The organism is Vibrio sp. 1CM8B (genome assembly GCF_023161685.1).
Lineage (GTDB): Bacteria > Pseudomonadota > Gammaproteobacteria > Enterobacterales > Vibrionaceae > Vibrio > Vibrio coralliirubri.
The window spans coordinates 110,747-133,286 of sequence record NZ_JALNTU010000011.1; the positions used below are offsets into that span (position 1 = coordinate 110,747).

Annotated in this window: 4 protein-coding genes; 3 read left to right on the top strand and 1 reads right to left on the bottom strand. The window is 45.6% G+C overall.

Going from position 1 to position 22,540, the window contains the following annotated elements; genetic code table 11:
• Positions 1 to 188 precede the first annotated feature (188 nt).
• The 3 genes from speA to MSG36_RS18735 all read left to right on the top strand — a co-directional run bounded on the left by speA (position 189) and on the right by MSG36_RS18735 (position 21,639).
• On the top strand, positions 189 to 2,096 hold the full coding sequence (speA, locus tag MSG36_RS18725) for an arginine decarboxylase (protein WP_282452254.1): 1,908 nt from the start codon (positions 189 to 191) through the stop codon (positions 2,094 to 2,096).
• Complete coding sequence (speB, locus tag MSG36_RS18730; protein WP_017105806.1) at positions 2,096 to 3,022, top strand: agmatinase; 927 nt, start codon at positions 2,096 to 2,098, stop codon at positions 3,020 to 3,022. The genes speA and speB overlap by 1 nt, the downstream gene beginning before the upstream one ends.
• Positions 3,023 to 3,684: 662 nt before the next feature.
• Positions 3,685 to 21,639, top strand: a complete 17,955-nt coding sequence (locus MSG36_RS18735) for a retention module-containing protein (protein ID WP_248369270.1) — start codon at positions 3,685 to 3,687, stop codon at positions 21,637 to 21,639.
• A 73-nt stretch (positions 21,640 to 21,712) separates the two neighbouring features.
• On the opposite strand, the gene MSG36_RS18740 is transcribed toward MSG36_RS18735, so the two are convergent.
• Positions 21,713 to 22,477: a transporter substrate-binding domain-containing protein gene (locus MSG36_RS18740; RefSeq protein WP_248369273.1), complete on the bottom strand. Its 765-nt coding sequence runs from the start codon at positions 22,475 to 22,477 to the stop codon at positions 21,713 to 21,715.
• Positions 22,478 to 22,540: the final 63 nt, after the last annotated feature.

Consider the following 22,540-nt stretch of genomic DNA (forward strand, 5'->3'; position numbering starts at 1 on the left):
TCACTTTAAGTCGATCTGTCGATAAATAAACGTAATCGTCACCACAAATATCAATGGTTGGACTCGCTCTTAATAATATCGGTTAATGCAGCCAACAAATCGTTTTTGAACGCTTTTTGTTGGGTTATACCTCGCTATTCCAAAGAGGTATCTTCTGTCGATGGCCCTATAGTGTGAGGTCTCTAGAATTGGAAAATTCGGTTAATTTGGAACGCATCCGTGCTGAGTATAATGTAAAGCACTGGAGCCAAGGTTTTTATGGAATTGATGATAACGGTGAGGTGTATGTTTCACCGAGCGAAACCGATCATCAAGTTCCGCTAAGTCAGATCGTAAAACAGTTAGAGCAGCGAAATATTGGTTTGCCTGCTCTTGTGCGTTTTCCTCAAATAGTGCATCAACGTGTGCACAATATCTGTAACGCATTCAACCAAGCGATCGACGAATATCAGTACGATAACCGTTACCTACTTGTTTACCCGATTAAAGTTAACCAACAGAAAGAAGTGGTTGACGAGATCTTAGCAAGCCAAGCTCAATTAGAGCAGAAGCAACTAGGTCTAGAGGCGGGCAGTAAACCTGAACTATTAGCGGTATTGGCGCTGGCTCAAAAAGCGAGTTCTGTGATCGTGTGTAACGGTTACAAAGACAGAGAATACATCCGTCTTGCGCTTATTGGCGAAAAGCTAGGGCACAAAGTATTCATCGTTCTAGAGAAGTTGTCAGAGCTTGATCTTGTTCTTTCTGAAGCGAAAGCGCTTGGCGTGAAACCTCGTTTAGGTCTACGCATTCGTCTTGCATCTCAAGGTGCAGGTAAATGGCAAGCAAGTGGTGGTGAGAAGTCGAAATTCGGTTTGTCTGCATCACAAGTATTGACCGTTATTGAACGCTTGAAAGCAGAAGATCAACTGGATGTTCTAGAGCTAGTGCATTTCCACCTTGGCTCGCAAATGGCGAATATTCGTGATGTGCGAAATGGTGTGAGTGAGGCGGCTCGTTTTTACTGTGAACTGCGTGATATCGGTGCTCAACTGAAGTTCTTAGACGTTGGTGGCGGTTTGGCGGTCGATTACGACGGCACACGCAGCCAATCTTCAAACTCAATGAACTACGGCTTGCTTGAGTACGCTCGCAACATCGTGATGACAGTAGGGGATATTTGTAAGCTCTACAATCAACCACAGCCTGTGATTATTTCGGAATCTGGTCGTTCACTGACTGCGCACCATGCAGTACTAGTGACTAACGTGATTGGTACCGAAAGCTACTCGCCAGAAGATATGGCAGCGCCAGAAGCAGACGCACCACTGTTGCTAAACAACATGTGGAAGAACTTCTTGGAGTTAGATGCAGGTAATGATGACCGCGCGCTGATTGAGATCTACAACGACACGCAAAGTGATATCGCAGAAGCACATAACCAATTTGCGACAGGCATGCTGAACCTTCAGCACCGTGCTTGGGCAGAACAGATGTCTTTGCGAATTAACTACGAACTTAGCTCTCGAATGAGCACTAAGAACCGCTACCACCGTCCAATTTTGGATGAGTTGAGCGAACGTTTGGCAGATAAGTTCTTCGTGAACTTCTCTTTGTTCCAATCGTTGCCAGATGCTTGGGGTATCGATCAGGTGTTCCCTGTATTGCCTTTAAGTGGATTGGACAATGCGGATGAGCGACGCGCGGTAGTACTGGATATCACATGTGATTCTGATGGTACGATCGACCAGTATGTTGACGGCCAAGGCATTGAAACAACGTTGCCAGTTCCAGCATGGAACCCAGACGAACCTTACCTGATGGGCTTCTTCTTAGTAGGCGCATACCAAGAGATCTTGGGTGATATGCATAACCTATTTGGTGATACGCACAGCGTAGTGGTCAACGTTGACGAAAGCGGTGAAGCGAACATCGATTACATCAACGAAGGCGACACGGTTGAAGACATGATGCGTTATGTTCACATCGATACGGATCTGATTCGTCAGAACTACAAAGATTTGGTCACGGCGAAAGTACCAGCACAAGAGCAACAAAGCGTACTTGAAGAGTTAGAGCAAGGCTTGATGGGTTACACCTATCTTGAGGATTTTTAATGAACGATCTATTTACGAAACCAGATTACTCGCTGTACTCCAATGCGATGACGTTTATGCGTCGTCCATTGGTGCAAAACCCAATCGATAACGATGCTGATGTGGTTGTGTTAGGCGCGCCGCTAGATATGGCGACATCGGGTCGTCCGGGTGCTCGTATGGGACCGGATGCGATTCGTCGTGCGTCAGTTAACTTGGCGTGGGAAGGTAAAAAATTCCCTTGGGACTTCAATGTATTTGAACACACCTCAGTCATTGATGCTGGCGACCTTGTGTTTGATTGCGGTGATGCAGAAGACTTAACTCAACGTTTAGAAGCGGCTGCTGATGCGATTCTAAATAGTGGTAAAACTCTGTTAGGTTTAGGTGGTGATCACTTCATTACGCTGCCTTTGTTAAGAGCATATGGCAAGAAGTACGGTGAGATGGCTCTGATTCACTTCGATGCGCACACTGACACTTACAGTCAGGGCAGTCGTTACGATCACGGTACTATGTTCTACCATGCGCCAAATGAAGGCTTAATTTCGCCTGAACATTCAGTGCAAATTGGTATTCGTACAGAGTACAAGCAGGAAGGGCACGGCTTTAACGTTATTAACGCGATGCAAGCGAACGACATGAGCGTGGACGAGATCATTGCTCAAGTGAAAGGCATTGTCGGTGATAAGCCAGTTTACCTAACGTTTGATATCGATTGCCTGGATCCTGCTTTTGCTCCGGGTACAGGTACTCCGGTTTGCGGCGGCTTGAATTCAGATAAAGTTCTGAAAATTATCCGTGGCTTGCAAGGTATCAACATGGTTGGTATGGACGTTGTAGAAGTTTCTCCAGCGTATGACCAAAGCGAGATTACAGCATTGGCTGGTGCGACGATTGCTCTCGAGCTGCTTTACGTCTGGACTGCAAATCGCCTTGCTAAATAATAGTGTGTCATTGCTAACAGCATAACGCTATATACTTATTTTAAAGCCCACTAAGGTTTAACTTAGTGGGCTTTTTTTTGGATTCCTCGAAATATCCATTTGCAACTTCTACTCATTGTCCCTGCATACCTATTCAATACTCTAGCAGTTGTATATGTAATTGACGCCATATATGGCGTTTGAACGGTTTCTCATCAGCTTTGTGCTGAACCTTGTCTCAAATATGGGATTTAGTTCTTCTTTGGGGTTTAGGTATATCTCGACCTTATTAATTGCCTATAAATCCTAATGATTTATCAACTTTATTACTGTATATATTTATAAAAATTTGAGGTGTAATTAAGGTGTGCATTTTATTGCACATTAATCAACACCCTATAAACTTTTGCTTAGTCCATGAACAAACTAAAGTGAATGCCTAGATTTGTGAAAAGAAGTCACTTCGCACAGACATGACATTTCGGATAAGGAAGACTAGGCTTAAGGTTAAGTAAACTATAAAAAAAACAGGCGAAACGGAACTGACTCATCACATACATCAGTCTACGTAATTGATTGTTAATGCAGAGAATAAGTTCTGAATATAATTTAAGCCTGAAACCGTTATTACTATCATTTTCACGATGTTGAGCAATACAGCATTTTGTGACCTCGGGGGATATATGGGTATTGAAGTTTCGCGCCAAGCTGCAGTTGTAGAGGCAGTGAGTGGAGAAGTCATTGCGGTTAAGTCTGACGGAAGCGCACGAAAAATTTCAGTTGGCGATATTATTCGTGAAAACGAGATTGTTATTACTGCCAACCAAGCAGAGCTTTTATTAGGTACCCCAAACGGTGTCACTGAGGTGGCAAGTAATTGTGTTGGCTGTGTTGATCAAGACTTAGCGTGGGCTGATGCTCCGATCGCTGGAGAAGTTAATTTTGACTTGCAGCAAGCCGATGCTGGAGATTTTGATGATGAATTTGCTGCTATCCAAGAAGCCATTTTAGGTGGTGCCGACCCGACCCAAATCTTAGAAGCAACTGCTGCGGGTAGCGGATTAGGTTCTGCAAACGCTGGCTTTGTGACGATTGACTACAACTACACCGAAACTCATCCGTCGACATTTTTTGAGACCGCAGGTCTAGCAGAACAAACGGTTGATGAAGACCGAGAAGAGTTCAGAACAATAACCCGTTCATCGGGCGGTCAATCAATCAATGAAGTGCTCACTGAAGGCTCCATTTCTGGCAATACCTACCCCCAATCTATTACAACTGCCGAAACGATTATTGCTGGTAGTTTAGCGCTCTCCCCTGATTCTTTTGTTCCAGAAGCACTGTCTCTCGCTTCGCTACTCACAGAGCTAAACAGTGATATTACCTCAAGTGGTCAACCCGTTACGTTTACTTATGATGCGGCGACGAACTCTATCATTGGTGTTCAAGGTACCGATGAAGTATTACGCATCGACATCGATGTTGTTAGTGTTGGAAATAACGCTGAGCTTTCACTGACCACAACGATTTCTCAACCAATTGATCACGTAACGTCTGTTGGTGGTGGTCAGGTTTCCTATACTGGCGATCAAATTAACATCACTTTTGATATTCAAGGTGAAGACACCGCGGGAAACCCATTAGCAACACCAATCAATGTACAAGTTTCCGTGGTTGATGGGGTCGATCCGTCTGCTGAAAGTGTGAATATCACTAACATAGAAACAAGCAATGTTCCAATCGAAGGGACATTCTCCAATATTGGCAGTGATAACCTTCAATCAGCCGTTTTTGATGCGAGTGCGTTGGACCAATTTGATGGAATACTCAGCGATAATCAAAATACGCTTGCAAGGCTATCTGATGATGGAACAACGATCACTTTGTCCATTCAAGGCCGAGGTGAGGTTGTTCTTACTATCTCACTAGATACCGATGGTACTTATAAATTCGAGCAATTTAATCCAATCGAACAAGTGGGTACCGATTCACTGACGTTCGACTTACCAATCACGATTACCGATTTCGACCAAGATGTTGTAACCAGTAACATCAACATTGTTATCTCTGATGGGGATAGCCCAGTTATTACCAATATCGACAGTATTAGTGTCGATGAAGCCGGCATCATTGGTGGTTCACAAGAGGGAACCGCTCCCGTAGCGGGGAGCGGAAGTATCACTGCCGATATTTTCGAAAGCGACATCATCGATCATTATGAACTGGAGCCGACGGAATTTAATACGGGTGGCACCTTGGTTTCTAATGGTGCGGCGGTGCTACTCGAGTTGGTTGACGAAACTAATGGTGTAAGAACTTACGAAGGTTATGTAGAGGTCAATGGATCGAGAATTACGGTCTTTGATGTTAAAATTGATAGCCCTTCACTGGGTAACTACGAATTCACTTTGTATGAAGAGCTTTCTCACCAAGGCGCTGAAGACGCGTTGTTGACCTTTGCACTGCCAATTTATGCTGTTGATGCGGATGGAGATCGTTCTGCACTGTCTGGAGGCTCGAACACACCAGAAGCCGCTGAGATTCTCGTTAATGTCACAGATGATGTTGTTGAATTAGTGGATAACGTTGTCTCTGTCGATGAACCAACGTTGACTGGTGATACAGTTGTTTCGTACAACCTATTTAATTTCGAAGGCGCTGATGGCTCGACAATTCAATCGTTTAACTATGATGGTGTTGATTACTCACTAGATCAGAGCTTGCTTCCAGATGCTGCTCAAACATTCAGTTTTACTGAGGGTGTCGTAACCATCTCACTGAATGGTGATTTTAGCTTTGAAGTTGCGCGCGATATTGACCACACAAACAGTGAAACCATTGTCAAACAATTCTCATTTTTAGCTGAAGATGGTGATGGAGACACTGACACTTCAACGCTTGAGCTAAGTATCACTGACGGCCAAGATCCAATCATTGATTTGATCCCGCCTGTTACTCTCTCAGAAACCAACCTTACTGATGGATCTTCTCCAAGCGGAAGTGCGGTCAGCGCTACCGAGACGATTACCTTTACCGCTGGTAGTGATGATGTAGCTAAATTTCGTATTGAACCAACTGAATTCAATGTCGGTGGGGCACTGGAATCGAATGGGTTTGCGGTCGAGATAAAAGAAGACTCTGCTAATCCGGGCACTTACATCGGTTTTATTACCAACGGTTCTGGCTCTGAAATCCCAGTATTCACCATTAGTTTCTCTGCTACTACGTTAGGTGAATACACCTTTACCTTACTTGAAGCGCTAGACCATGTGGATGGCCTAGATAAAAACGATTTAAGCTTTGAACTTCCTGTTTATGCGGTAGACAGCGATGGCGACGATTCATTGGTCTCGCAACTCAATGTGACTATCGGTGATGACGTTCAAATCATGCAAGACGGCACGTTAGATATCATCGAGCCAAATCTTGCTGACGGCACTGTAACAACCAACACCATTGATGTGATGCCTGATCAAAGTGCAGATGGTGCGACCATCACTCAGTTCACTTATGACGGTGTCGTAAACACACTGGATCAAAGCATTTCAGGCGAGCAGCAGTTTAACTTCGCAGAAGGTAGCTTGTTCATCACCCTTGAAGGCGAAATGCGTTTCGAGCCAAACCGTAACCTAAACCACTCGGTGAGCGAAGATATTGTGAAGTCGATTGTGGTGACCTCAAGTGACTTCGATAAAGATTCAGTCTCTTCAACGGTTACATTGACGATCACCGATGGCGATATCCCAACCATTGATGTTATTCCAACGGTTAGCTTATCTGAAACGAATCTGAGTGATGGTTCGAACCCGAGTGGTAGCGCGGTTAGTCAAACCGAGACGATCACTTTCACCAACCAAAGTGACGATGTTGAGAGATTCCGTTTAGAGCCTAGCGAATTTAACGTTGGCGATTCTCTTACGTCCGATGGTTTGGTTATCGAGCTTAGAGAAGAACCTGCGGGGTCGGGTAATTATATCGGTTTCACGACTGATATTTCGAATACTGAAACTACCGTTTTCACTCTTGATTTCAGCAGTGCCAATTTGGGTGAATACACCTTTACGCTTCTCGAAGCGATTGACCACACGCCGATTCAAGGCAATAACGACCTAACATTCAACTTGCCAGTTTACGCCGTCGATAGCGACGGTGACGATTCTCTGATGTCTCCGTTGGCGGTGACGATCACCGATGACGTTCAAGTGATGGTCAATAGCTCACTCAATATTGAAGAGCCAACGGTTGCGGATTTAGCGGCAGACACGCCGACCACGACAACGGTTAATGTTCTCGATGAAGAAGGCGCTGATGGAACGACCATTACCCAGTTTACCTACGATGGTGGAGCGGTACTAACACTTGACCAAAGCGATACGGGTGAGCAGAAGTTTGATGTTGCTGAGGGTTCGCTTTATATCACCCTGCAAGGTGACGTGCGTTTCGAGCCTAATCGCAATCTTGACCACACAGGTGGAGACATTGTTAAATCGATAGTGGTGACCTCAAGTGATTCTGATAACGATCTTGTTTCTTCAACGGTTACGCTGACCATTACCGATGGCGATATTCCAACGATTGATAATGTACCAAGTGTTACGTTATCTGAAACCAACCTGAGTGATGGCTCTGCTCCAAGTGGCAGTGCGGTCAGTCAAACTGAAACGATTACCTTCACCAACCAAAGTGATGACGTGACGAGTTTCCGTATTGAACCTACTGAGTTCAATATTGGCGGCCTTCTAAAATCGAACGGACTGACGGTTGAGTTGAAAGTCGACCCAAGTACGCCGGGTGGCTACATCGGTTTTGTGACGACGGCGCCTAATGTTGAAACGAACGTGTTCACGATTAGTTTCTCGGATACCAATATTGGTCAATACACCTTCACACTGTTGGAAGCGTTAGATCACATTGATGGGATAGGAAATAACAACCTAAGCTTTGACCTGCCGGTTTACGCTGTTGATAAAGATGGTGATGATTCGTTGGTGTCTCAACTCAATGTGACTATCGGTGATGATGTCCAAATCATGCAAAACGGCACATTAGATATCGTTGAACCGAATGTTGCTGATTTGGCTGGTGGTACTGTAACGACCAATACGATCGATGTGATGCCAACGCAAAGTGCTGACGGCGCGACAATCACTCAGTTCACCTACGATGGTCAACTTCGAACACTTGATCAAGCTGACAATGGCGAGCAAAAGTTTAGCTTCACGGAAGGTGAGTTATTCATCACTCTTCAAGGTGAAGTGCGTTTTGAGCCAAATCGTAATTTAGACCACACAACGAGCGAAGATATCGTGAAGTCGATTGTGGTGACTTCTAGTGACTTCGATAACGATCCAGTGACAGCAACGGTTACGCTGACGATTACTGATGGTGATATCCCAACCATCGATGCCGTGCCAAGCGTTACTCTATCTGAAACTAACCTTAGCGATGGCTCTAGCCCTAGCGGTAGCGCAGTAAGTCAAACCGAAACGATTACTTTCACTAACCAAAGTGATGATGTGACGAGTTTCCGCATTGAACCAACTGAGTTTAATGTCGGTGGTGCACTGAAATCGAATGGGTTTGCGGTCGAGATAAAAGAAGACTCTGCTAATCCGGGCACTTACATAGGCTTTATTACCAACGGTTCGAGCGCTGAAGTACCCGTGTTTACCATTAGCTTCTCTTCAACCACGTTAGGTGAATACACTTTCACTCTACTTGAAGCGCTAGACCATGTTGATGGCCTAGATAAGAACGATTTGAGCTTTGATCTGCCTGTTTATGCGGTAGACAGTGATGGTGATGATTCACTGGTATCGCAGCTTAATGTAACGATTGGTGATGATGTTCAAATCATGCAAGATGGTGCGCTCAATATTACCGAGCCGACCATCGCTGATTTAGCGGCTGGTACACCGACCACGGCCACTTTTGATGTCATGCCAGACCAAAGTGCTGACGGCGCGACCATCACTCAGTTCACTTATGATGGCGTCGTAAACACCCTCGATCAAAATATTGCAGGCGAACAGCAGTTTATCTTCGCAGAAGGTAAACTGTACATTACCCTCGAAGGTGAAGTTCGCTTTGAGCCTAATCGAGATCTTGACCATACGGCCGGCGATATTGTTAAGTCGATAGTGGTGACCTCAAGCGATTTCGACAAAGACTCAGTCACGTCAACCGTTACGTTAACGATCACCGATGGTGATATTCCAACTATCGATGCGGTACCAAGCGTTACGCTCTCAGAAACAAACCTAGCTGATGGTTCTGCACCAAATGCTGGCGCGGTCAGCTCAACACAGACGATTACTTTCACCAACCAAAGTGATGATGTGGTTCGCTTCCGTTTGGAACCAACCGAGTTCAATACTAACGATGCACTTAAATCGAATGGCTTAGCGGTCGAACTGCGTGAAGAACCTCAAGGCTCGGGTAAGTACATTGGCTTTACTACCAGTTCGTCTAATGTGGAGACAACAGTATTTACGTTGGACTTTAACTCTGGAACCTTAGGCGAATACACATTTACCTTAATCGAAGCTCTGGATCATCAAGATGCACGTGGCAACAACGATTTAAGCTTTAATCTGCCTGTGTATGCGGTTGATAGTGATGGCGATGATTCGATAGTTTCTCAGCTTGGCGTGACCATTGGTGACGACGTGCAGTTGATGCAAGACGGCACAATCACCAGTCGTGAACCTGCAACAAGTGTAGAAACATCGAATACCTTTGATGTGATGCCAAACCAAAGCGCTGATGGAGCCAAAGTCACTTCATTTGTTTTTGACGGCAATACTGCAGAAAGCCTTGATTTAAATGTGAATGGTGAACAAGAGTTCGTCTTCACGGAAGGTTCGGTATTCATTACGACGGAAGGTGAGATACGTTTCGAACCGGTGCGCAATCAAAACCATGCTGCTGGTGACATTACTAAGTCTATTGAGGTGACGTCTGTTGACCTCGATGGCGATATTGTCACATCGACAGTGACACTGAAGATTGTTGATGGTGACCTTCCCACTATCGACCTTGTTCCCGAAATTACGTTATCTGAAGTGGATCTGGCCGATGGCTCTGTGCCAACCGGTAATCCAGTGACAATGACACAAACCATTACCTATACAGCGGGTAGTGACGACGTAAGCCATTTCAGAATTGACCCTACGCAGTTCAATACTTCAGGGGCTTTGAAATCGAACGGTCTAGATGTCGAAATAAAAGAGCAACCAGCTAATTCTGGTAATTACATTGGCTTCGTTAAAGATGGTTCTAACGTAGAAACCAACGTCTTCACGATCAGCTTTTCGACGAGCAATTTAGGGCAATACACGTTCACACTGCTTGAGGCATTAGATCATGTCGATGGATTACAAAACAATATACTAAGCTTCGATGTCCCTGTGTTAGCGGTTGATGCGGATGGTGATGATTCTGCAATGTCGCCAATGACGGTTGCGATTACCGATGACGTACAAGGTGTTCAAGATGGTACATTGAGTATCACTGAGCCTTCATTAGCTGATTTGGCATCGGGTACGCCACCAACGACGCCAATCATTGATGTTATGCCAACGCAGAGTGCTGATGGCGCGAAAGTGACACAGTTTACTTACGATGGTGGCACAGCTGTAACGTTAGACCCAAGCATCTCTACAGAACAAGTCTTTACCGTAACCGATGGCTTGCTGTACATCACTATTGAAGGGGAAGTTCGTTTTGAACCGAGCCGAGATCTAGACCATTCATCTGGCGACATTGTAAGAACGATTGTCGTCACCACCAGTGATTTTGATAACGATACAGATACTGCGGATGTCACTTTGACGATTAAAGACGGTATCGATCCAGTTATCAATGTGGTTCCAGGTGTTAACTTATCGGAAGTCAACCTAGCGGATGGCTCGACGCCAACTGGTTCTCCGGTAAGTTCGACTCACACAATCACTTACACCGAAGGAAGTGATGATTTTAGTCACTTTAGAATTGCGACCAACGAATTCAATCCAGGTGATGTGTTGAAATCAAGTGGTCTTGTTGTTCAACTAAAAGAAGATCCTTCTTCTGCTGGTGACTACATTGGTTATACCGATGATGGTATGGGTAACGTTACCGATGTATTTACCATTAGCTTTGATAGTGCAAACAAAGCTCAGTTTACATTTACCTTGATTGAGGCGCTTGATCACCTTGATGGTGTGCTCAACAACGACCTTACTTTCCGCTTACCTATCTATGCTGTTGATACAGATGATTCTGAGTCAACAAAGCGCGATGTGGTGGTTACGATAGAAGATGACATCCAGCAAATGCAAGATGGCTTCTTAACCATTACCGAGCCAAATTCTGGTACTCCAACAACAACTACCGTTGATGTGATGCCAATACCAAGTGCAGACGGCGCGAACATTACGCAGTTCACGTATGACGGTGGTTCTCCAATTACTCTGAATCAGAACATCAGTGGTGAACAAGAGTTTGTTTTCACGGAAGGTTCACTGTTTGTGACATTAGATGGTGATGTGAGGTTTGAGCCAAATCGAAACCTTGATCACTCTGCGGGCGACATTGTTAAATCGATTGTGTTCACTTCTTCCGACTTTGATAACGACATCTTCTCATCAAAAGTCACTCTCACCATTGTTGATGGTGATGGGCCAACAATCGACGTTGTGCCGGGTGTGGCATTGTCAGAAAGCTTACTTGCGGATGGTTCAACGCCTAGCGTAAACCCGGTGAGTATGACTCAAACCATTACTTCACTTGCAAGCAGTGATGATATTGCTGAAATAGTGGTGGAAGTAGGGCTCTTCAATACCAACGGCGCGTTGAAGTCGGATGGTTTGTCACTGAGTTTGCGTGAAGACCCTGCAAACTCTGGCGACTACATAGCATTCACGACGGATGGTTCGGGTGTTGAGAAAGTTATCTTCACTCTAGATTTTGATGATACGAATCCGAGTCAATACACATTTACTCTGCTTGAACGTTTAGACCATGTTGATGGCTTAGGAAATAACGATCTGAGTTTTGATCTTTCTGTTTATGCAGAAGATACCGATGGTGATATTTCAGCGTCTAAACCGCTTACAGTCACCATCACCGATGATGTTCAGCTGATGCAGTCAGGTGCGCTCAACATTACTGAGCCAACCACGGGAACACCTACTACAGCAGTCTTTGATGTGATGCCTGCGCAAAGTGCAGATGGCGCAACAATCACTAAGTTTACCTATGGCAGCCAACCCGAAGAGTCTCTGGTACAAACTGACACGGGTGAGCAAGAATTTGTGTTCACTGAAGGTTCCTTGTTTATCAATCTCGAAGGGGATGTACGTTTTGAACCTAACCGCAATCTAGACCACTCTAGTGGCGATATCGTCAAGACCATTACGGTGACATCTGAAGATAAAGACGGCGATATCGTGACGTCTACAGTGACGTTAACTATTGCCGATGGCGCGCCACCAACTATCGACACCGTACCGACTGTCGCGTTGGCTGAAGCAAATCTGATTGATGGTTCTTCACCGGGTTTACCTGTTAGCCAAACTGAAACCATTACTTTCACAGCAGGAAGTGATGATGTGAGCCACTTCCGTATTGATCCGGCTCAATTCAACACATCAGGCGATCTGAAAGCGGATGGTTTGGTGGTTCAGTTAAAAGAAGATCCTCTAAACAGCGATAATTATATTGGTTACGTTGAAAGCGGCGGTGTCCAAACGGATATTTTCACCATCACCTTTAGCAGTCTGGTTCTAGGAGAGTACACATTTACCTTACTGGAAGAGTTAGATCACCTGCCAGTACAGGGTAATAACGATCAAATATTTACCTTGCCAGTGATCGCTGTCGACAAAGACAACACTGACTCTGCGGTGAAACCGCTAACAGTGACCATTACTGATGATGTGCCAACCATCACTGATACGACGGTTGCAAGTACGTTTGTCGTTGATGAAGACGATTTAGGCTCCATTATTGCTCAGGCGACAGGTTCGTTTGTTACCACTGAAGGTGCAGATCAAGTTGAGGTTTACGAACTACGCAATATCTCAACTCTAGAAGCGACGCTATCGTCTGGCAATGAAGGTATTAAGATCACTGAGATCACAGGTGCTGCTAATACGACCACCTATCAAGGTGCAACTGACCCAGGCGGAACGCCAATTTTCACATTAGTGCTGACTGATGATGGTGCTTACACGTTTACCTTGCTTGGCCCTCTCAATCACGCCACGACACCGAGCAACCTCGATACACTCACAATACCATTTGATGTTGTTGCCGTTGACGGTGATGGCGATGATTCTAACCAATACGTATTACCAATCGAGGTGCTAGACGATGCGCCAGTAATTAGTGCGCCAACCGGTGAAACGGTTGTCGATGAAGACGATCTTACTGGTATTGGTTCCGATCAATCTGAAGACACCATTATTAATGGACTGTTCACTGTCGATGAAGGTGCCGATGGTGTTGTGAAGTACGAACTGGTTGATGAAGATTTGGTTCTGGCTGGCTTAACCTCCGACGGAGAAAGTTTAGAGTGGCTAGCTGTTTCACAAAGCGGCACAACATTTACTTACGTTGCTCAAACAACAACGAGTAATGAAGCGGTGTTTGAGATTATTTTCGATACCTCGGATAACAGCTATCAGTTTGAATTGTTTAAACCCCTTAAGCACCCTGATGGTGCGGATGAAAACGCGATTGACCTTAACTTTTCTGTTGTTGCAGAAGATTTTGATCAAGACCAATCAAACGCGATCGATCTGAAAATCACGGTGACTGATGATGTACCATTGGTGACAACTCAATCGATCACACGAATTGAAGGCCAGGGCTATGGTAATTCCAAAGTTGACATGTTTGCTAATGCGACGGATGTCGGCGCGGATGGCGCGGTACTGAGTCGAATTGAGGGCATTACCAGTAATGGTGCAGATATTGTTTTCCGTACAGGAAACAGCGAGCCGTACAGCAGCAGTTTCGATTTAAATAGCGGTAGCCAACAAGTACGAGTGTACGAACAAACCGATGATGGTAGTGGTGGCGTGGACACCCGTGAGCTAGGGCGCTTGCGTATCAACTCAAATGGCGAGGTTGAATTTAGAGCTAACGGCTATCTCGATCATGACGGCCTAGACACCATCGATTTCTCGATTAATGTGATTGCGACGGATGGCGATTTAGATACCTCTGAAACACCGTTAGATATAACGATTACTGATAGGGACTCTACAAGAATCGCTCTGAAAGTGACGACCTTCGAGGATGCGGGTAGAGACTCAACAATACCTTATGCACCGGGTGATGAACCAGATCTTGAGAATGTTCAAGATAACCAAAGTGGTCTGCCTAATGCGCCTGCACAAGTTGCACTGCAAGTTAACCTATACGACCAAGATAACAATGAATCTATAGGTCAGTTAACGATAAAAAGCCCGAATGGAGGTGATAGTCACCAAGGTACGTTCTATTACTTTGACGGTACCTCTTACCATGAGCTAATGCCTGAACCAAATGGGAGCATTATATTTGGTCCTCCTCAACTCGAGCAAAGCTTTGCTCCAAATCCTAATGAACCAAGACAAACTATTGCGACGATAGACAACCTATTCTTCGTTCCTGATCAGCACGCTAGTTCAAATGAAACTGGTGGGCGTGTTCGTTATGAACTCGAAATTGATAACAATGGCACGCTTGACCACACAGTAAACTCAAACTTCAGAATTGAAATTGAAGCGGTAGCTGATATTGCAACGTGGGATGACGCCAACAGTACTTATCAGTATCAAGTGAATGAAGATGAAGATAACGTTACGTTGCAGCTGAATGCTGAATCGCAAGATAACAGTAATACTGAGACGATTACCTATGAGCTAGAAGCCGTTCAAGGTGATGGGAAGTTTGAGCTGCTAGATCAAAACGGTAACGTTCTTACTCCGACCAATGGTGTTTACATCATTGCAGCTGGCGATATCAATAGCACAGTCGTCAACCCAATCGATAACTTCTCTGGACAAATTGAGTTTAAAGCGACGGCAATTACGGAAGAGACGCTTAACCCGTATGATGATTCAGCTAACGGCGGGTTAGACAAAACGACCGCTCGCTCTGTTGAGCAAAATATTATCATTGATGTGACTGCCGATGCGGACCCTGGGTCGTTCAGTGTTAACCGGATTCGTATTAACGAAGACAATATTGATGACCCTAACTACCTAGGTCCTCTGGCTAACAAAGATGACTTCACGCTAGACGAAGTCATCACAATGAACGGCTCAGTGGATACTGATGGTTCCGAAGAGCTATTTGTTCGTATCAGCAATATTACTGAAGGTGCGGTGCTTTATTTCCTTGGAACTACGACCCCAGTTCCTACAATCACTATTAACGGTATTGATTATCAGGAAGTGGCGTATTCCGACTTAGCCAATGTAGAGATCGTTCCGACTAAACACAGTAATGTCGATTTTACTTTTGATGTAACCGGTGTGGTTAAAGACACCGCGAACCTCTCTAGTGGTGCTCAAGTTGATGAAGAAATCCTAGGGACTAAAACGGTTAACGTTGAAGTTAAAGGTGTCGCAGATATTCCTTACGGCGGTACTAGCGGTACGGCATGGACTGCAATACCTGATACCGATCCTGACCCTGCAAGTGGTGTGCAAACCACGATCCAAGAGAGCCAGAATGGAGACAGCTACGCCGAGCTTGATTTCACCGTGTTGTCGGGAGAGCGAAGACCTGATCCTGCAGCTGTAGATCAAACCCCATTACCTGACGACGGTTCAGAATCCATAACCGTTATCCTCTCGGGTATTCCTGATGGCGTTATTCTGGAAGACGGTGACGGTACCATTATTGACCTTAACTTTGTCGGTTACGAAACTGGTCCGGGTGGTAGCCCTGATCTGTCTAAACCTATCTACGAAGCGAACATCACTGACGCGGGTAAAACCTCAGGAATCCGCATCAGACCCGTCGATTCTTCAACCGAGAACATTCACATTCAGGGTAAAGTGATCGTGACTGAGAATGACGGTCATACGCTTACGTTTGACCAAGAAGTGCGAGTGCTAGTCGAACCTAGAATCGATACCTCGGCGACGTACAGCACAGTCACTAATGGCGATGAAGATACGGTGATCAGTATTGATTGGCACCCAGAGGGTACTGACTATATTGATGATGATGAGCATTTCACTTCTATTGTGATCAGTGCCATTCCGACAGATGTTGAAAGTGTTGTGGTTAATGGCGATGTAACTTGGGTTTACGATGCTTCAGCAGGCACTTTAACCATTACGCCGAAGAGTGGACAAACGGCAGAAGAGTTTACTCAGATAGCACTGAACAACAATTTTATTCAGATCACACCTGAACAAGATTCGAGCACCGACTTTACGCTTAATACCGTTGTCATGATTGAAGAGCGAGATCATGAGTATGTTGATGCGACTGATCCTGGTCAGGGCATCGCTACCGCAACGATTTCAGGTACGATTAATGTTGTCGTAACGCCAGTCGTTGAACCGCAAGACGCCAGCAACAAGCTTATCGTCGATGATGTGCTGGGTACTGGAGCACTAGCAACCGTAGTTGCTGATGCAAACACTGGCGTGCTTAAGTTCACTACCAACAGCGATAATACATCGGTTACGGATGAGTTCGTCATTCGATATCAAGAAACAGATGCTTCGTCCGCTATCGAAGAAGTGGATCAGTTAGTTATTCAATTAACAAATGTGGACGACTCGGCTCTATCTGATGCTGTACTCAATCAACTGCTCGTTATTGGCGCTGCTTATGAAGGCAATGGGCGCTGGGTTGTAACGAATGAAGACATATTTAGCATCAGTGCACCGAACGGCCTTGTTCTTCCTTCAGGAAACAGCGGGGCAGGAGGGTTCAATGACATCAAGATGGACATCTTTAGCACGGTGATAGACCGAGGTGATGGTGCTGAGGTTGAGTCATCTACGGCCGCTCGTAGGGACGGAGAAGTCACCCTGTCATTCCCTGAAGTGGTGGTTGGGAGCACCAAGGTCGCAGCCGATATTGATATTACGCCAAACAGTGTTGTTGATGCGGTTGAGGACACCCAGTTAGATCTGGGGACGGCATTGAATGGTTTAATTACGTTCTCGGGCGAAGACGACTCAACTGATCAAGTGACCATCATTATTGATGACAGTGTGACCATTAATCCAGGAGCGGCGAACGAAGTCACCTTCCCAATTAGTTTATCGGGAAGCAGCGACCTCGATTTTGTTAACGGGAAATATGTATTCCAGACTACCGTTGATCAAGGGGTCTCGACTGACTTCTCTGGACTACTACTTAACTTACCAGCCGACTACTCCGGCGACTTTAGGTTGCCGTTGACGATAGTAACTAAAGACGTATTGTCGGGTGATGAGAAAACTCTAGTGACAGAAGTAGTCATTAAAGTTGCGCCAGATGTTGAAGGTAATCCCGATATTGACGTGACTGTCGTTGGTTCGCTTGACGATTCGTTTAACCCTGTCGATACCGACGGTCAAGCAGGGCAAGATCCGGTGGGCTATGAAGATACCTATATCCAACTGGATTTCAGCTCGACCATTACTGATCAAGTAAGCGGAGATGAAGGTGGTGACGAAAAATTCACCTCTATCACACTGACTTTGAATGACACGAGTGTCGGGGCTTTCTATACCAGCGCAGGTGTATCGCTTGGCACATCGGTGACCTTTAATGAAGCTGAAATTAATGCAGGCGCTTTGGACAACGTCTTGTTCCGCCCTGCACCTAATTACCCGACAGGTAACGACATTAATCAGGTGCAAGTGAATGTCAGCGGAACGATTACCGATACGGCTACTTACAATGACGCCTCGTCTCCAATAGGTACAGCAACAGATACTGATACGTTTAATACCAATGTTAGCTTTGAAGTGATTCCAGTCGTGGACGATGTGCTCGTAACAGGACCGGGTAGCGATCCTGATGTTATCGAGATTACGGGTACTGAAGACCAGCTCATTTCTTTGTCGGGTACAGGGCCTGTATCGATTGCACTGACTGACCTTGATGGATCAGAACAGTTTGTGTCGATTAAGTTTACAGATGTCCCTGATGGCTTCCAAATGCGTGCAGACGCAACCTCGGCATATACCGTCAAGAACAACGGTAATGGTGAGTGGAGTGTTCAGCTGCCTCAAGCATCAGGGTTGTCGTTCGATCTGAGTGAGATTTCGATTTTACCGCCTAAAGACTTCAGTGGTACGGCTGAATTTGGTGTTGCCGTATTTACGCAAGAGTCCTTATTAGGTGTGCCTACCGCAGCATCAAATCTGCCAAGCTTTAAGCTGCATGTGGTACCTGTGGGTGATGATGTTGATACCAACCCAACAGATTCTGTGACAGGTAACGAAGGTCAAAACATTGATATCGAAATCAATGCGACGATTTTGGATAAAGAGCTATCTGCAACGGGCAGCGGCACTTATGCCGAGAATGCGCCAGAGACACTTCGAGTAGAAGTTGCAGGCGTTCCTCAAGATGCCTCTATCTATTATCCAGACGGTACAACCTTGGCTAGTTATGATCCAGTTACGCAGATCTGGACACTGGATGTTGCTGCGCAGTCACTTGATAAGATCGTATTCAATTCAGGTGAGCACAATAGCGATACGGGTAATGTATTAGGCATCAATGGCCCGCTGCAGATTACCGTTCGCTCTGTTGATACTGACGCAGATAACACCGAGTATTTGGGTACGCCAACCAGCTTCGATGTTGATTTGGTGATCGATCCTATTAACGATCAACCTATCTTTGTAAACGTAACGAATATTGAAACATCTGAAGACATTAGTGTTGCCATCGACAATTTTAGTATCTACGACGTTGATGCTAACTTTGATAATCCAGATGCTCCGTATGTTCTTACGTTGCAAGTCGATCAAACACTGCCGGGAGCACAGGGTGTGTTTGAGTTTACCAGCTCTCCTGACGTGACGTTTGTATTGCAACCTGACGGCTCATTGGTGATTACGGGTAAAGAAGCGGACATCAATACTGCATTGACCAATGGAGCAGTGACGTTCAAGCCAGATCCAGACCAGAACTACCTCAACCAGAGTGGTTTAGTCACGATCAATGCAACGCTCGATGATGGCGGTAATAACGGTCTGATTGATGCTGGAGATCCGAATACCGCTCAAACCAATCAAACCACCTTTACCATTAAGGTGACGGAAGTGAACGATGCTCCTGTTGCGACAGACGTTGATTTCGGTTCGATTGCCGAGGAAGGCCAACTTGTTATCGTTGAAAGTGACTTAATTGCAGCAAGCTCTGATCTTGAAAACCATAACCTCACGGTAACCGGCGTAACTCTTACTCAAGGGCAAGGTCAGTTAACGCGCTTTGAAAATGCTGGTGGTGCTGATGACGCTGGGATTACGGGGCCATTCTGGATATTTACGGCCGCTGATGATTTCAACGGTGACGTTAAATTCGATTACAGCATCATCGATGATGGTACAACCAACGGCGTGGATGACTTCCTAACAGACAATGCGGAAATCAGCCTTGTAGTAACAGAAGTCAATGACCAACCGGTAGCAACCAATGTTGACTTGGGTACCATGCTTGAAGAAGGTCAGTTGATCATCAAAGCTGAAGACCTGATTGCAGCGACGACCGATCCTGATGCAGATAACATCACGGTGACCAATTTGGTACTCGATCAGGGTCAAGGCACATTGCAGCGTTTTGAAAACGTGGGTGGAGCGAATGATGCTTCGATTACCGGCCCATACTGGGTGTTTACCGCAGCCAACGAGTACAGCGGTGATGTTAAGTTCACTTATACCGTAGAAGACGATGGTACAACTAACGGCGTAAATGATTTCCTAACGGATACCGCTGAAATAAGCGTTGTGGTAACGGAAGTGAATGATCAGCCAGTGGCAACGGACATCGACTTGGGCACCATCCTTGAAGAAGGTCAGCTAATCATCAAAGAGGAAGATTTGATTGGCGCAACGAGCGATCCAGAGAACGACACGATTACCGTGACGAACTTGGTGATCGATCAAGGGCAAGGCACATTACAACACTTTGAAAACGTGGCTGGTGCGGATGACAACTCGATCAATGGACCATACTGGGTATTTACCGCAGCGGATGAATATAACGGTGATGTTAAGTTCACCTATACCGTAGAGGATGATGGTACCACCAATGGTGCCAATGACTTCTTGACGGATAGTGCTGAAATCAGTGCTGTGGTGCAAGGTGTCAACGATACGCCTGTTGTTAATGGTGACAGTGTCACCTCGCTTGTCGACGAGGATGCCGGTCAGCTATTGAGTGGTATCAATGTCAGTGACCCAGATTATGTGGATGCATTTTCGAATGACCTAATGACAGTCACACTGACGGTGGATTACGGCACATTGAACGTAGCACTCCCGGCAGGGACGACGGTGATGGTTAACGGCAACAACACCGGTTCGGTCATCTTAGTCGGTACACTGAGCGATTTGAACGCACTGATTGATACGCCAACCAGTCCAAATGGTGTTTACCTCGATGCGAGCCTCTCTCCAACCAATAGTATTGGATTAGAAGTTATCGCCAAAGACAGCGGTAACCCTTCTGGTATCGCGATTGAAACTGCGCCAGTGGTGTATAACATCGCGGTGACACCTGTGGCGAATGCGCCAACCTTGTCTATTGACCCGGCATTCAACTATGTGAGAAACATTACGACCAGCTCATCTGTGGTCGCTAATAGTGGAGTCGCTTTAGTCGGAATTGTCGCTGCATTGACGGATATTACTGAAGAGTTGACGTTGAAGCTCAGTGATATTCCGGACGGAGTTGACGTAACCAGTGATGCGGGTACGGTTTCGCTGGTGGGTGATACTTGGATAGCGACGGCTGATGCGATTGATAGTCTCAGACTTGTCGAGCAACCATCAGCTGGTAAGCCGTTAACTCCGGGTAATTACACGTTGAAGGTTGAGGCGGTATCTGAAGAAACGGACAATAACGATATTGCGATATCTCAAAACATTGATCTAAACCTCAATATAGTTGCGAACCCAATAGATCTCGATTTGTCTTCTGAAACAGACGATGTGCAACTTTTAGCGAGTAACTTTGATACTAACCTCACTGGCGGATCAGGAAATGACCGACTTGTAGGTGGAGCTGGTGACGATACGCTGGTTGGCGGTGACGGTAACGACACCCTGATTGGCGGTGGAGGCTCAGACATTCTGACTGGTGGCGATGGTATGGACTCGTTCGTATGGCTTAACATAGAAGATGGTGTTGAAGATACGATTACCGACTTTGATTTGTCGGAAGGGGACAGTATTGACTTGAGAGAAGTGTTGCCAGAGCTTAAAAACACATCTCCAGACATGACCGCGTTGCTACAACAGATAGACGCGAAAGTGGACGGGGATGACATTGAGCTTACGATCAACCCGGATGGCTTAGGTACTACGGAACAGGTGATTGTGGTTGAAGATCTTGCGCCACAGCTAACCTTAAGTGGCACCATGCCTTCAGACATCCTAGATGCGCTAGTACAGCAAAATGTGATAACTCACGGTTAAGCGAACCATTAAACCATAACGAAAGAGGCCAGCATTGCTGGCCTCTTTTTTGTCACTATGTAATCGAAAAGAGTTACTTAAGGGAGTTGTGGATCAGGAACTCTTCTTCAACACCTTTCAATTTCATTTCATCCATAATGAAGTTCACCGTGTTCAACAAACGTTGTTCACCTTTAGGAATCAGATAGCCGAACTGACTGTTGGTGAATGGAGTTTCGCAGCGTGCCGCTTCAAGACGTTCGTCAGTTACTTGATAGAATAGACCTTCAGGGGTTTCTGTCACCATCACATCAACTTTGCCTTCTGCTACTGCTTTTGGTACGTCGAGGTTGTTCTCGTAGCGTGTGAAGCTTGCATTTTGCAAGTTTGCGTCGGCAAAGATCTCGTTAGTACCGCCAATGTTCACGCCCACACGAACAGAAGAGAGGTTCACTTCCTCAATGCTGTCGTACTGTTCTGCGGTGCCTTTCGCAACCAAGAAGCACTTACCAAAGGTCATGTAACCTTGAGTTTGTTCCGCGTTTAACTGACGCTGCATTTTACGCGTAATGCCGCCCATCGCGATATCGTACTTATCGTCGTCTAGATCGGCCAGTAGATCTTTCCATGTGGTACGAACAATCTTCAATTCGACGCCTAATTGCTCCGCGATGTGCTGTGCAACATCGATATCGTAGCCAGAGTAGCTTTTACCATCGAAGTAAGAGAAAGGCTTGTAGTCGCCAGTCGTGCCCACACGAAGCGTGCCTGATTTTTGAATGTCTTCTAGCTGGTCAGCGTGTGCGACACCAGAAAGTGCCAGAGCAATGGAAGCAAGTAATAGTGATGTTTTTTTCATTGTAATTGTCTGTTGTGTTTGTGTTGTCATTCAAAGTAACAGAAACAATCAGAGAAAGAGATC